Source organism: Microvirga sp. Mcv34, assembly GCF_024519725.1.
Classification (GTDB): Bacteria; Pseudomonadota; Alphaproteobacteria; order Rhizobiales; family Beijerinckiaceae; genus Microvirga.
Genome location: NZ_JALJRK010000063.1, coordinates 1 through 14,876, shown reverse-complemented (window position 1 = coordinate 14,876; position 14,876 = coordinate 1). Strand labels below are relative to the sequence as shown.

The 14,876-nt window shown below is 66.1% G+C and carries 9 protein-coding genes; 4 read left to right on the top strand and 5 right to left on the bottom strand.

All coding sequences use genetic code 11. From position 1 onward, the window contains the following. Both OC446_RS22960 and glgP read right to left on the bottom strand, forming a co-directional pair. A complete protein-coding gene (locus OC446_RS22960; RefSeq protein ID WP_262031336.1) occupies nucleotides 1-2,394 on the bottom strand; it encodes a phosphoketolase in 2,394 nt (797 codons plus the stop codon). Nucleotides 2,395-2,419: 25 nt separating this feature from the next. Further along, nucleotides 2,420-4,120 (bottom strand): alpha-glucan family phosphorylase, encoded by a 1,701-nt coding sequence (glgP, locus tag OC446_RS22955; RefSeq protein WP_262031335.1) that lies wholly within the window; start codon nucleotides 4,118-4,120, stop codon nucleotides 2,420-2,422. Nucleotides 4,121-4,291: 171 nt separating this feature from the next. Here glgP and glgX point away from each other — a divergent pair, with 171 nt between their 5' ends. Both glgX and OC446_RS22945 read left to right on the top strand, forming a co-directional pair. Continuing rightward, nucleotides 4,292-6,355 (top strand): glycogen debranching protein GlgX, encoded by a 2,064-nt coding sequence (gene glgX / locus OC446_RS22950; RefSeq protein ID WP_262031334.1) that lies wholly within the window; start codon nucleotides 4,292-4,294, stop codon nucleotides 6,353-6,355. Then, the gene (locus tag OC446_RS22945) at nucleotides 6,352-7,551 is read left to right on the top strand and encodes an acetate/propionate family kinase (RefSeq protein WP_262031333.1); all 1,200 of its coding nucleotides are present in this window, start codon (nucleotides 6,352-6,354) and stop codon (nucleotides 7,549-7,551) included. Before glgX ends, OC446_RS22945 begins: the two co-directional genes overlap by 4 nt. On the opposite strand, the gene OC446_RS22940 is transcribed toward OC446_RS22945, so the two are convergent. The 3 genes from OC446_RS22940 to OC446_RS22930 are packed head-to-tail and all read right to left on the bottom strand — an operon-like array spanning nucleotide 7,477 to nucleotide 11,314. Continuing rightward, the gene (locus OC446_RS22940) at nucleotides 7,477-8,415 is read right to left on the bottom strand and encodes a ribose-phosphate pyrophosphokinase (protein WP_262031332.1); all 939 of its coding nucleotides are present in this window, start codon (nucleotides 8,413-8,415) and stop codon (nucleotides 7,477-7,479) included. The two genes, OC446_RS22945 and OC446_RS22940, sit on opposite strands and share 75 nt — an antisense overlap. After that, a complete protein-coding gene (locus tag OC446_RS22935; protein WP_262031331.1) occupies nucleotides 8,412-9,953 on the bottom strand; it encodes a thymidine phosphorylase family protein in 1,542 nt (513 codons plus the stop codon). The genes OC446_RS22940 and OC446_RS22935 overlap by 4 nt, the downstream gene beginning before the upstream one ends. Continuing rightward, nucleotides 9,950-11,314 (bottom strand): MBL fold metallo-hydrolase RNA specificity domain-containing protein, encoded by a 1,365-nt coding sequence (locus OC446_RS22930; RefSeq protein ID WP_262031330.1) that lies wholly within the window; start codon nucleotides 11,312-11,314, stop codon nucleotides 9,950-9,952. Before OC446_RS22930 ends, OC446_RS22935 begins: the two co-directional genes overlap by 4 nt. Nucleotides 11,315-11,517: 203 nt before the next feature. On the opposite strand from OC446_RS22930, the gene ftsH reads away from it, so the two are divergent. After that, nucleotides 11,518-13,359 carry an ATP-dependent zinc metalloprotease FtsH gene (gene ftsH, locus OC446_RS22925; RefSeq protein WP_410055117.1) on the top strand — a complete coding sequence of 614 codons (1,842 nt, stop codon included), beginning with the start codon at nucleotides 11,518-11,520 and terminating at the stop codon, nucleotides 13,357-13,359. A gap of 180 nt (nucleotides 13,360-13,539) precedes the next feature. Further along, nucleotides 13,540-14,876: HAD-IC family P-type ATPase (locus OC446_RS22920; RefSeq protein WP_410055116.1), on the top strand; the 1,337-nt coding region annotated here is incomplete at its 3' end.

The window sequence follows — 14,876 nt, the reverse complement described above, 5'->3', positions numbered from 1 at the left end:
TCAGTCGCCCGCTTCCGCCGCCGTTTTGTAGGGCCAGCCCCAGTCGCGGATCTCAGGCATGTCTTCCCCGTATCGCGCGATGTAGTCCTTGTGCTCGATCAGCTTGTCCCGGACGGACTGCACCATGTAGGCGGCCTGCGGCGCCAGCTTCGGCACATGCCGGGCGGCGGCCTCGACGAGGTGGAACCGGTCGAGCCGGTTCAGGACCACCATGTCGAAGGGAGTCGTCGTGGTGCCCTCCTCGCGGAAGCCGTGCACATGGAAGTTGCCGTGGTTGGCCCGCTTGTAGGTGAGCCGGTGGATCAGATGCGGGTAGCCGTGGAAGGCGAAGATGACCGGCTTGTCCCTGGTGAAGAGCAGATCGAACGCGCTGTCGCTCAATCCATGCGGATGCTCGTCCGGGGACTGCAGGGTCATCAGGTCGACAACGTTCACCACCCTCACCTTCAGGTCGGGCGCGTGTTCGCGCAGAAGGCTGACGGCCGCGAGGGTTTCAAGCGTCGGCACGTCACCGGCGCAGGCCATGATGACGTCCGGCTCCGCTCCCCGGTCGGTGCTCGCCCATTCCCAGATTCCGATCCCGGTGCTGCAATGGGCGACGGCCTGGTCCATGCTCAGCCACTGCGGCGCCGGCTGCTTGCCGGCCACGATCACGTTCACGCGGTTGTAGGTCTGCAGGCAATGATCGGCCACGTAGAGCAGGCAGTTCGCATCCGGCGGGAGATAGATGCGCACGATCTCGGCCTTCTTGTTCGCGACCACGTCCATGAAGCCGGGATCCTGGTGGCTGAAGCCGTTGTGGTCCTGACGCCAGACATGGGATGTCAGCAGATAGTTGAGCGACGGGATGGGCCTGCGCCACGGCAGCTCACTGGCAACCTTGAGCCACTTGGCGTGCTGGTTGAACATCGAATCCACGATGTGGATGAAGGCTTCGTAGCAGGAGAAGACGCCATGGCGGCCGGTGAGCAGATAGCCTTCGAGCCACCCCTGGCAGAGATGTTCGCTCAGCACCTCCAGCACCCGCCCCTCGGGAGCGAGATGCACATCTTCAGGCAGGATCGGCCCCATCCAGGCGCGGTCCGTCTTCTCGAACACGGCATCGAGGCGGTTGGAGGTGGTCTCATCCGGGCCGACCACACGGAAGTTGCGGGCTGACGCGTTGAGGCCGACCACGTCGCGGAGGTAGGACCCGAGCACGCGGGTGGCTTCACCGACCGCCTTTCCCGGCGCATCGACCTGGACCGCATAATTCCGGAACTCCGGCAGGCGGAGCGGTCGCATCAGCAGGCCGCCGTTTGCATGCGGATTGGCGCCCATCCGGCGCCCGCCGACAGGCGCCAGCGCGGCGATCTCTGCGCGCAGTTTACCGGTTTTGTCGAACAGCTCCTCGGGCCGGTAGCTCCGCAGCCACTCCTCAAGCTGCTTGCGGTGGGCGGGGTTGCGGTGGGTCTCGGCGAGCGGCACCTGGTGCGAGCGCCAGAAGCCCTCAGTCTTAAGGCCATCTACCTCCTTGGGCCCGGTCCAGCCCTTGGGCGTCTTCAGGACAATCATCGGCCAGCGGGGACGCTCGCTCCGCTCTCCCGCCTTGGCGGCGTTCTGGATCGCGGCGATCCGGTCAAGAACCGCGTCCATCGCCGCCGCCAAGGCCTGATGGACTGCCTCCGGCTCGCTTCCCTCAACAAAGAAGGGCTCATGTCCGTAGCCCGTCAGGAGCTTTTCAAGCTCGTCATGATCCATCCGGGCGAGGACCGTGGGATTGGCGATCTTGTACCCGTTGAGATGGAGGATCGGGAGAACGGCGCCATCATGCGCCGGGTTCAAAAACTTGTTCGAGTGCCAGGACGCCGCGAGAGGGCCCGTCTCGGCCTCGCCGTCGCCGATCACGCAGGCGACGATCAGATCCGGATTGTCGAAAGCGGCCCCGTAGGCGTGCAGGAGCGCATACCCCAGCTCCCCGCCCTCGTGGATGGAGCCCGGTGTCTCGGGCGCGGCATGGCTCGGGATGCCGCCGGGGAACGAAAACTGGCGGAACAGCTTCCGCAATCCATCGGCATCCTGTGAGATATCCGGGTAGATCTCGCTGTAGGTGCCCTCCAGGTAGGTGTTGGCGACCATGCCGGGGCCGCCGTGGCCTGGGCCGCAGACGTAAAGGACATTGAGGTCCCGCGCGCGGATCACCCGATTGAGATGGGCGTAGATCAGGTTCAACCCCGGCGTGGTGCCCCAATGCCCGAGGAGACGCGGCTTCACGTGCTCGGGCTTCAGCTCCTCCCGGAGCAGGGGATTGTCCAGGAGGTAGATCTGCCCGACCGACAGGTAGTTCGCGGCTCGCCAGTAGGCGTTGATCCGGTCCAGCTCCTCGGCGCTCAGCGGCTGTTTCAAAGATTTCATCGTCACTCTTCCTGGAAATCCCGGTTCAGGGCCGGACATAGGCTTCGGTCGTGTAGCGGCGCATCATCCGCTGGCTGTTGAAGTAGGAGGCGATCTTGGAAATGCCCTGCTTCATCATCCAGGCCCATCGGGCGCGGTCCTGATAATAGAGGGGCAGCACCTGCCTTTCGAGCTTGTCATAGAGCTCAAGCGCATGCCGCTCCGCCCCCTCCGATCCCCCATCCCGTCCGATGGCCCACCCGGTGACGCCGTCGATGCAGGCCTCGATCCACCAGCCGTCGAGCACGCTCAGGTTCAGCACGCCATTCAGGGCGGCCTTCATGCCGCTCGTCCCCGACGCTTCCATCGGCGGCAGCGGCGTGTTCAGCCACACATCCGCCCCAGCCACCAGCGTCCGCGCCAGCGCCATGTCGTAGTTGGGCAGGAACGCGATGCGCATGTCGGGGGCAAGCTGGCGCATCCGGTCATGGATGTCCCGGATCATGTGCTGGCCCTGCATGTCGCGGGGATGCGCCTTCCCGGCCATCACAACCTGGAAGGGCAAGCGGCCATTGATGGTACGAAGCCGCTGCATGTCCGAAAACAGGAGGTCCGGGCGCTTGTAGCCCGTCATGCGCCGGGCAAAGCCGACCAGGGGCACATCGGGATCCATGACGACACCGGTGCTGCGCCGGATCTCCTCCAGCAGCTCGCGCTTGGCCATCTGGTGCGCGGCCCAGACATCCTCGTCGCGCAGCTGGTCGGCCCGCACAAGGAGCTCGGGCTCATGGCCCCAGTTCGGCAGGATGTCCTGATAGAGCTTGGCGAAGGCCGGATGGGTCCAAGTCGGGGCATGCACGCCGTTGGTGATCGCCGCGATGGTGTAGCCCGGGAACATCCGTTGCGTCGTCTCGGCATGGCGCCGTGCCACGCCGTTGACATAGCCGCTGAGGTTCAGCGCCAGCCGGGTCATGTTGAGGCGGTCCTCGCCGGCCAGGGGCTTGATCTCGTCGAGGGGAACGAAGTCGGAACCCAAAACGCGCGTGACGGCCTCGTAGGAGAAGCGGTCGTGCCCGGCCTCGACTGGCGTGTGGGTGGTGAACACGCACATGTTGCGGACGTGGTCGGCCTCATGGGCCAGTCCGTTGGATCCAGGCCGGTCCCGGCGCCTGCGCCGCAGCAACTCCAGGGTCAGGAAGGCCGCATGCCCCTCGTTGAGGTGGTAGGTCCCGATGCTGAAACCCAGCGCCTGGAGCACGCGAACGCCGCCGATGCCGAGCACGATCTCCTGCTTGAGGCGGTAGACGTCATCGCCTCCGTAGAGGCGGTCCGTGATCTTGCGGTCCTCGGGGGTATTCTGATCGAGGCTCGTGTCGAGCAGCAGGACAGGAACTTGATGGCCGATGGGACACGTCACGACGTAAAGCCAGGGCCGGATCCAGACGGAGCGGCCCTCAATGGTGACGGCGATCATGACGTCCAGCGGCGTCGCCCACTCGGCCGGGCTCCAGGGGTCGTCATGCCCAACCTGGGAGCCGTCGGCGGCGATCTCCTGGCGCAGGTAGCCAGCCCGGCTCGCCAGCGTCACGAAGACCACCGGCAGTTCGAGGTCTGCGCAGGACCGGGCGGTGTCGCCGGCCAGGATGCCAAGGCCGCCGCTGTAGCTGTGGATCTCCGGCCGCAGGGCGATCTCCATCGAGAAGTACGCGATGCTCGTGCGCTGGAGAAAGGGGAGGAGGGTGGCCATGGAGAACTCCTTGGTGGGCAGCCCGAGGGCTTGAGCAACGTTAGGACAATACTACCATGATGTGCACGTGCCTTGAGATGCATCAAGGCCGGTGCCGCACCGCGCGCGTAGGCTCAGCCGTCAGTGGGAGCGAGAATGGCCCCGTTGCGTTGCTCAAGGGATCATAGGGCTTTGTTACGCTACAGCCTCGATGCCTCCAAGAATGGGACGGTCCGGATCGGGCGCGGCGAGCCCCTGCCGCTTGGGTTGCACGATTGCCATGACGGCACGAACCTTGCGGTCTTCTCCCGCCATGCCACCCAGATGGCGCTGCTGCTGTACGAGAGCGTCGACGCGCCCGCTCCCTGCATGAAGGTCGATCTCGAACCCGACCATCACCGGACGGGGGACGTCTGGCACGTCCGGCTTCACGGCGACCTCCGGGGCATGCTGTACGCCCTGCAGGCCGAGGGCCCCGGAGAACCTGACCGAGGGCATCGGTTCCAGCCGGACCGGCCTCTGCTGGAGCCCTATGCGGCCTCGGTTGCGGGCACCGGGTGGAGCCTGTCCACCACGTCGCCCTCGGACCCTGCCGCACGGACCCATCGCTGCGCCGTTACCGACCATTGGTTCGACTGGCAGGACGAGGTCCGGCCTCGTCACTCGTGGAGCGAGACGATCATCTATGAGACCCACGTGCGCGGGTTGACGGTGCATCCCTCATCGGAAGCCGTGCACCCCGGGCAGTTCCTGGGAGTGGTCGAGAAAATCCCTTACTTCAAGCGCCTTGGGGCTACGGCCGTCGAACTGATGCCCGTGCAAGCCTTCGATCCTGACGCCCGTCGGAGGCGGGATCCGCTCACCGGTGCCGCGATGCCGGACTACTGGGGCTATGATCCTGTTGCCCTGTTCGCGCCGATGCCGGGCTACGCCGCTGGCTCTTCGCCCAATGCGGCCGTCACGGAGTTCAAGACAATGGTGCGGGAGCTCCACAAGGCGGGCATCGAGGTCATTCTCGACGTCGTGTTCAACCACACGGCCGAAGGCGGGGAGACCGGACAGACCTACAGCTTCCGCGGGCTCGACAATGCGATCTACTACATTCTCTCCCCCGACCGCAGCCGCTATCTCGATTTCACCGGCTGCGGGAACACGCTGAACTGCAACCATCCGGTTGTGCGCAGCATGATCATCGACTGCCTTCGGCACTGGGTCGTGCACATGCACGTCGATGGATTCAGGTTCGATCTGGCCTCGATCCTGGGCCGGGACACGGACGGCAGGATCCTGGCAAATCCGCCCCTGCTGGAGCAGATTGCCGAGGATCCGCTGCTGCGGGACGTCAAGCTCATCGCCGAGGCCTGGGACAGCGCCGGCGCGTTCCAGGTGGGCCGGTTCCCGGGCACGGGCTGGGCGGAATGGAACTGCCATTACCGCGATGACATCCGGCGCTTCTGGCGGGGCGATCCCGGCATGGCGGGCCGCTTCGCCACCCGCCTCTGCGGCAGCGCCGATCTCTACCAGCAAGGCGGGAACGGCTCTCCGATCAAGAGCATCAATTTCGTCACCTGCCATGACGGCTTCACGCTAAACGACCTCGTCTCCTACGCCACCAAGCACAATGAAGCCAACGGCGAGGACAATCAGGACGGCATGAGCGAGAACTACAGCGACAACAATGGCGTCGAAGGCCCGACTGAAGATCCGGGCGTCGAGGCGATGCGCCTGCGCCAGATCAGGAACATGCTGGCGTCCCTGCTCCTCTCGCGCGGCGTGCCGATGCTGCTCGGCGGCGACGAGTTCCGCCGCACGCAAGGCGGCAACAACAACGCCTACTGTCAGGACAACGAAACCTCCTGGCATGACTGGACGCGGGCTGATCGCCACAAAGACCTGGTCGGCTTCGTCAGCGACCTGATCGCTCTTCGCAAGGCGCACCCGGTTCTCAGTGCGGACCGCTTCTACACGCCCGGGGAGATCGCGTGGCTCGGCCCCAACGACGGCCCGGTGAACTGGGACGGTCCCGACAACCAGGTCGGCTGCATCGTCCGCGAGAACGGGAGCGGAGCGCTGTGCCTTCTCTTCAACGCCGCCCGCGCCCCATGCCGGTTCGTGATCCCGCCGGCGCCAGCGATCTGGCAGGTCGCCGTCGACACGGCTGCACCTGCGGCAAAAGCTTCGGCCGTTGCATCTGGTGAGCTCATGTTGGAGGGTCGCACCACGATGGTTCTCGTCTCCAGTGGTGTGGCTTCATGACTTCGGCAATCCTCGTCCTGAACGCAGGCTCCTCCAGTCTCAAGTTCGCCCTGTACGAGCCATCCGCGCTCGCCCCTCTCTGCCGCGGCACGATTGGAGGGATTGGCGGCGTCTCCGACCTGAAGGTCACCGGTCCCAGGGAGGCGCTTTTTTCGCGGCGGGACCCGCCGGCTCCCGCAACGCACGAAGAGGCCGCAACGTGGCTTCTGACGCTTGTGGGTGACGCCCCCGATCTCGACCTGGTGGCCGTCGGCCACCGTGTCGTTCATGGCGGCGCGCGGTTCGGCTCGCCGGTCGCCATCGACGACGCCATTCTTGCGGACCTGAGGAGCCTGATCCCGTTGGCCCCGGGACATCAGCCCCACAACCTCGCCGCCATCGATGCGGTCGCGCGGGCCTGGCCGGGGCTGCCGCAGGTCGCGTGCTTTGATACGGCCTTCCACCGGACCCTGCCGCGGCTCGCGCAGCTCTATCCGCTTCCCCGTGACCTCATTGACGAGGGACTGGTGCGCTACGGGTTTCACGGGCTCTCGTACGAGTATATCGCCGGTGTCCTGCCGGACCATGCGGGCGGCCGCGCCGACGGCCGCGTCGCCGTGGCTCACCTGGGCCACGGCGCGAGCCTGTGCGGGCTGCTGAACCGTCAAAGCATCGCCACCACCATGGGCTTCACGGCGCTCGATGGCATCATGATGGGAACCCGCAGCGGGGCCATCGACCCGGGGATCATTCTGCATCTGCTGCAGGCCAAGGGAATGGCGCCCCATGACGTGGCCGATGTCCTCTATGCCCGCTCCGGTCTCCTCGGCGTGTCCGGGATCAGCGATGATGTCCGCGTTCTCGAAGCCAGCAGCGACCCGTGCGCCGCGGAGGCGCTCGATCTGTTTGCCTACCGGGTCATCCGCGAGTTTGGCTCGCTGGTGGCGGCCTTGGGCGGCCTCGATGTCCTCGTTTTTACGGCCGGTGTTGGCGAGCACTCCGCCGGGATGCGCGACCGCATCGGTCGGGGACTGCGCTGGACGGGCCTCATCCTGGACCGCGAACGAAATGCCCGTTCCGAGATCCGCATCAGTGCGGCCGGATCCAAAGTGGACGCCTTTGTGATCCCAACCAACGAGGAGCTACCGATTGCGCGGGCGGCGAGAAGCCATTGGCTCAACGGACGGCTCCCGCCCGCGTACAAGTCCCTGAGCTAGATCGGCCAGCACCGGCGCAAGATCAATCGCGTTCGAGGCGTGCGGGACGCTGTTGGTCGTGGCAACAGCCGCGGCAACGTTCTTGAGCGCCTGGTGGACCCCGTCGGCGAACAGGGCGTGGACGGCGACGCACGCCGGTGCCGCAAGGCCTTGTGCCTTGAGCTGCCTTGCGGCCTCAAGCATCGTCTGACCCGACGAGATGATATCGTCGACAAGCACCGGCGTCAGGTCCGAGACCTCACCCAGGTCAGGAACCGTGATCGTGACGTCGCGGTCGCCGTGGCGTTCCTTCCGCAGGACCCGGAAGGGGGCGCCCGCCCGTTCCGCGACCTCGGCAACCCACTGCTCGCTTTCAATGTCGGGACCGATGATCACCGGACGATCCACATGGGATCGTATCCAGTCGGCCATCAGCGGTGCGGCATGGCCGACGCGGTTGGGGATCTGGTAGAGCTCGTCGAGCACCTTGTGGCGATGCAGGTGCGGATCCACGGTCACAAGCCAATCGATCTCGGACGACAGCAGCCGGGCAAACGCGGTGGAGGTCACCGCTTCGCCGTCATGGAACCGTTTGTCCTGGCGCATGTAGGCGAGGTAGGGCGCCACGAGGCCGACACTGGCGGCCCCCAGGTCCCGTCCGGCCGCCGCGGCGAAGACCAGCGGCAGGAACTTCGGATCCGGACGATCCAGCGTGCACACAAGAAGGAGGGGGCGCCCCGTCGGATCGGTGCGGAAGCGGAGATAGCTCTCGCCATCCGGAAAATGACGCGTCTCCAGTCCCCCGACTTCCGCGTTGAGGCAGTCCGCGACCCCTTTGGCCAAGGCCTCGTTGCCCGGCAAGCCGACGATGAGAGGTGTGGTCATGCCTCGACTCCGATGATGCTGCCCGCCGACGCCGCGTAGTCGAGGGCATAGTTCAGCTCGCCAACGGTGTCGGCATGCAGGGTGCACAGGGGCTCGCCGGCCCCAACCTCGTCGCCCAGGCGAACGTGAAGCTCAACTCCGGCCGCCTTCGTGTCCGGGGCGCCCGCCAGCTTGGCAAGTTTCGCGATTTTGCGGTTGTCGATGGCGCCCACGCGCCCGCTGGTCGGTGCCAGGAGAGGCCGCTGCTGGCGCGCGACGGGCGGGGTTCGCATGCCGCCCTGCGCCTCGCAGATGCTCTGGAACTTCGCCCAGGCCCGGCCATCGTCGATGGTCTGCGCGGCCACGGCCGCGCCCTGACCGCGGGGAGCCTTGCCGCCAAGTTCCAGCAGCGCCCCGGCCAAGGTGCAAGCCCTCAGTTTGAGGTCCTGCGGGGCATGGGCGGTCCGCTGGAGGACCGCAAGCACGTCGCGGGCTTCAAGAGCCGGACCGATGCCGCGCCCGACCGGCTGCAGGCCGTCCGAGACGATCACCATGGTGGCCAACCCGAACCTGTCGGCGACTTCCGTGAGGCGGCGCGACAAGACCTGGGCCGCCTCGGCGCTCCTCACCTTCGCGGTGGGACCAACCGGGATGTCCAGCACCACGTGCGACGAGCCCGCCGCGATTTTCTTGGACAGCACCGACGCGACCAACTGGCCCTCGCTGTCAACGTCGAGGGCCCGTTCGACCTGGATCAGGACGTCGTCGGCCGGACTGAGGCGGACGGACCCGCCCCAGACGACGCAGCCGCCCTCGCGCTCCACCACACGCCGCATCGCAGGCAGGTCAAGATCGACGGGAGCCATCGTCTCCATGGTGTCCGCCGTCCCGGCGGGGGAGGTGATCGCCCGGGACGAGGTTTTCGGCATCGTCAGTCCATGGGCCGCGACGATGGCGACCACAAGCGGGGTCGTCCGGTTGCCCGGCAGGCCTCCGACCGAGTGCTTGTCGAGAATGGGAGCATTCGGCCATGTCAGGCGATCCCCCACGTCAATCATGGCCCTGGTGAGGGCAACCGTCTCATCCTCATCCAGGGGCAGGGCGGCACACGCTGTGATGAACGACGCGAGTTCGATGTCGGAGTACCGCCCTTTGACGACATCCTGGATGATGGACCGCAGCGCCGGCTCATCGAGGCGGCCGCCGTAGATCCGGCGCCGCACGCTGCGCAGCGACTCGACCGGTTCGGGGTGCCGGACGCGGATCGGGTCACCTTCGGCGAGCCCAAGCCGTTGCCAGGCGGCTTCCGACAGTCCGGCCTCGTTCGGGGCGAGGAGATCCGTCGACACCTGGTAGAGGGTCGCAATCGCTTCCCGGTCTCGGGCCTTGAGCAGAACCCGTGAGTGCGGTGTGAGGCCCTCGGACCGGCATACATGGCAATCGGTTCGCATGAACACGACCGCCTCGTGGTGGGTGTGCACGCCGAGCCGCCGGGCCAGAAGGACACTGCTTTCGGCCTCGGAGGGCAGCGCCAGCGACATTTGCCGATTGGGGCTCATGACAGCTTGGCCTGTTCGAGGTGCTCGGGAACCGTGCAGGACCAGCCCAGCTCGTCCTGGATGCGCAGGCGCAGGGCATCCGACGCGGACGGTTCGCCATGGGTGATGAAGGTCATGCGCGGCGGCTGGCGGAAGTGGCCCAGCCATTTGAGGATTTCGTCGGCGTCCGCATGCGCGGAAAGCATCGGCAGATTGTAAACCTCCGCCCGCACCGGGATGTGCTGGCCATGGATCTTGATGGTCTCGGCGCCGGCAACCATGGCGGCGCCGCGGGTTCCGGCGGCCTGGAAGCCGGCAAAGACAACAGCATTGCGCGGGTCCGGAGCGTACCGCTTCAAATGATGCAGGACGCGCCCGCCCGTGGCCATGCCGCTCGCCGAAATGATCACCTTCGGCATCGGGTTTTCGTTCAGGGCCTTGGACGCCTCGACGTCACGGACGTAGGTGGCGACGCCGCAGGCGGCCCGGCACTGGGCCGCCGACAGCCTCTGGTCCTCCATGTGCCGGCACAGGATTTCGCTCGCATCCACGGCCATTGGGCTGTTGAGGAAAACCGGAACGTTGGCCAGCCGGCCCGCGGCTTTGAGGCGCTCCAGATGGTACAGAAGCGTTTGAGCCCGTCCGACCGCGAACGCCGGGATCACGACGGTTCCACCGCGGCCAACCGTTCGTTCGATGATGTCGCCGAGCTCCCGCTGGGCGTCCTCTGCTGTGTGGCGGCGGTTGCCGTAGGTCGACTCGACGACGAGATAGTCGGCCTCCATGATCGGACTCGGATCGACCATCATCGGATCATCGTAGCGTCCAAGGTCGCCCGAGAACACGATCTTCGTGCCGCCCCACTCGCATTCGACGCTTGCGGCGCCGAGGATATGGCCAGCCCGGCTGAACCGGACACGCGCGTCGTGCGGCAGCTCGTGCCAGGCGCCGAACGCAACCGGCGACAGGTGCGTGAGCGCCCGTTCGGCATCCCGGGCCGTATAGAGCGGGAGGGCGGGTTTGTGCTTTGAGAACCCGCGCCGGTTCGCGTACTCGGCATCCTGCTCCAGAAGATAGGCGCTGTCCGGAAGAAGGATCTCGCAGAAGTCCTTCGTCGCGCCCGAGCAGTAGATCCGGCCGGAGAACCCGTCCCTGACCAGGGCGGGCAGATAGCCGGAGTGATCCAGGTGGGCATGGGTGAGAACGACGGCAGAGATCCCTTTCGGCTCGACCGGGAAAGGGGACCAGTTGCGGAGCCGGAGCTGCTTCAGCCCTTGGAAAAGTCCACAGTCCACCAGAATGCGCCGCCCCTCCCGTTCGAGGAGATATCGCGAACCGGTGACCGTACCGGCCCCACCCAGGAACGAAAGTTTCAGTGCCATTCAGGTTTCCTCCGCATGCTCTGCCAGAAGCATGGCGCGTGTCCAACAACCCGGCTTTGATCTGGCGCAATCCGACCGTCCGGTTGGCGGTGATCAACCACGGCGCCCGGTTTGATCCCTGTCAATGTTCTTCTTAAGAAATGATTCCATGCTTGGCCAGCCTGCCGGGGAGCGGGTGTGCAACCGCGAGAACCCAGATGCAGATCAAACGCGAGCACCAGATCAATTTCTGGTACATCATTGCAGCCGTCATGGCGGTGATCCTGTTCCAGGACCTCCTCGGCCGGTTAGGGCACACCCGCGAGATTCCCTACAGCGAATTCCAAAAGCTGGTTTCCGAGCGCAAGGTGACGGACCTGGTTGTCGGCCCCAGCGAGGTCTCCGGAACATTCACCGAGCCAGGCCAAGATGGGGTGAGGCACTTCTCAACCATCCGGGTTCCCGAGGACATTTCGGCCAGGCTTGCGACGGCCGAGATCCCCTTCTCCGGGCAGCCGGCACCGGGGCTGCTCCAGTCGTTCCTGAGCTGGCTCCTCCCAACCATCGGCTTTGTCATCCTCTGGATGTTTCTCATCCGGCCCATGGCCATGGGCGGCCACGCCGGAGGCCTGATGTCCATCGGCAAGTCCCGGGCGAAGGTCTATGTGGAGACCGACACCAAGGTCACTTTTGCCGATGTCGCCGGCGTTGACGAGGCCAAGGAGGAGCTGAAGGAGGTCGTCCAGTTCCTGAAGAACCCGACCTCGTATGGGCGACTCGGGGCCCACGTTCCGAAAGGGGTCCTTCTGGTTGGTCCTCCCGGAACCGGCAAGACGCTTCTGGCCCGGGCGGTCGCCGGCGAGGCCGGGGTCCGCTTCTTCTCGATCTCGGGCTCGGAGTTCGTCGAGATGTTCGTGGGCGTCGGCGCGGCCCGGGTCCGGGACCTCTTCGAGCAGGCGCGCAAGCAAGCGCCCGCCATCATCTTCATCGACGAACTCGATGCCCTGGGCAGGGCACGGGGCGGCGTGCTTCTCGGCGGCGGGCATGACGAGAAGGAGCAAACGCTCAATCAGCTCCTGACGGAAATGGATGGCTTCGACCCGACCAGCGGCATCGTCCTGCTCGCGGCGACAAACCGGCCCGAGATCCTTGATCCCGCCCTTCTGCGGGCGGGTCGCTTCGACCGGCAGGTGCTTGTGGACCGCCCGGATAAAAAGGGCCGGAGCGACATTCTCCGGGTCCACGTCAAGCGTGTGAAGCTCGCCGGTGGCGTTTCCCTGGAGAATGTCGCCGCGCTGACGCCCGGCTTCACCGGAGCGGACCTCGCCAACCTCGTCAACGAAGCGGCGCTTCTGGCCACCCGGCGTTCGGCCGAGGCCGTGACGCTTGACGACTTCACTCAGGCCATCGAGCGGATCGTGGCCGGGCTGGAGAAGCGAAACAAGCTTTTGAACCCGCATGAGCGGACCGTCGTCGCCCACCACGAGATGGGACACGCGGTCCTGGCCATGGCTCTGCCGGGCGCCGACCCCGTCCAGAAGGTGTCGATCATTCCGCGCGGCATCGCGGCCCTTGGCTACACAATCCAGCGGCCAACGGAGGACCGCTTCCTGCTTGGCCGTTCGGAACTCATCAATCGCATGACAGTGCTTCTTGGGGGCCGGGCCGCCGAGCGCCTGGTGTTCGGCGAGATTTCGACCGGCGCCGCGGACGATCTGGCCAAGGCAACCGAGATCGCCCGCAGCATGGTCACACGGTTCGGCATGGATCCTGAGCTTGGAGAGGTGGCGTACGAGCCTGAGCGCTCTGCGTTTCTTAGCGCCGGACCTGAAACGGGATTGGAGCCGCGCCGTTATGCAGAGGAGACGGCGGCAGCCATCGACAGTGCGGTTCGCGGGCTCATCGAGGAGGTTTCGAGGCGGGCCGAGGCGATTCTTCAGCGCAACCGGGCCGTTCTCGACAAAGCCACCCAGCTTCTGTTGCGCCAGGAGACGCTGCAAGGTCTGGAACTCGATGACATTGCCAAGAATGTCATCCAGGAGGCACCTGAGAAACAAGCGGCATAGGCGAGCGCTGGCGACCCGGGCACCAGCCTGCAGCCGCACGAACTAGGCCTCATTGACTGCAACATTCGGACAACGCGCCTCCTGCCCACATTCTGTCAGTTGGACAGGCCCGCTTGACCTTGCCACGGTTGGAAGCCTTAGCCTTCCCGCGCGACACAGGGACATCACCAGGGAATCGTCATGAATGATCACCAGACCACCAAGGAACATGGCCATGCAGGCCATCCCCGTCACGAGCACGGCCCCGGCGCACACCATCACCACCATGAGCCCGCAGCACATGAGCCCGCAGCAGATGCCGGGAAGGTGAAGGATCCTGTCTGCGGGATGATGGTGGATCCGCACGCGACCCCTCACCGGGCCCAGTACGGGGGCAAGCCGTATTACTTCTGCTCGTCCGGCTGCCAGACGAAGTTCATGGCCGAGCCCGCCAAGTATGCCGAGCCGGCCGCGGTCCGGAAGGCCGAGCCCGTGCCGGAGGGCACGATCTACACCTGCCCGATGCATCCCGAGATCCGTCAGGTCGGCCCCGGATCGTGCCCGATCTGCGGCATGGCGCTCGAACCCGTCGTGGCCACCGCGGAGACGGGTCCCAGCCACGAGCTCGTCGACATGACGCGCCGGTTCTGGATCGGCCTTGCGCTTTCCCTGCCGGTGGTGGCGCTGGAGATGGGCGGCCATCTGACCGGCTTGAGCCATTACCTGAGCCAGCAGAGCTCGAACTGGATCCAGATGCTGCTCGCGACCCCGGTCGTGCTGTGGGCGGGATGGCCGTTCTTCGAGCGCGGCTGGCAGTCGCTGAAGAACCGCAGCCTCAACATGTTCACGCTGATCGCCATGGGCACCGGCATGGCGTGGATCTACAGCATGGTCGCGACCCTGGCGCCGGAGGTGTTCCCCGCCGCCTTTCGCGGCCATGACGGCTCGGTCGCGGTGTATTTCGAGGCCGCCGCGGTGATCACCGTCCTCGTGCTGCTCGGGCAGGTGCTTGAATTGCGGGCGCGTGAGAGCACGAGCGGGGCCATCCGCGCCCTGCTCGACCTCGCCCCCAAGACAGCCCGCAAGATTCTCCCCGACGGCTCGGAGCAGGAGGTCCAGCTCGACACCGTGCAGGTGGGCGACCGCCTGCGGGTCAGGCCCGGCGAGAAGGTCCCGGTCGACGGCATCGTCGTCGAGGGGCGCAGCGCCGTCGACGAGTCGATGGTGACCGGCGAGTCGATGCCGGTGACCAAGGAGGTCGGCGCCAAGGCCATCGGCGGCACGATGAACCAGTCGGGTGGCCTCGTCATCGAAGCTCGGAAAGTCGGGCGCGACACCATGCTGTCCCAGATCGTGCAACTCGTGGCCGAGGCACAGCGCAGCCGCGCCCCGATCCAGCGCCTGGCCGACCAGGTCTCCGGCTCCTTCGTGCCGGCGGTCATCGGCGTGGCGCTCCTCGCCTTTGCCGCCTGGGCGATCTGGGGGCCGGAGCCGCGCATGGCCTTCGGGCTTGTGGCGGCGGTCTCCGTTCTGATCAT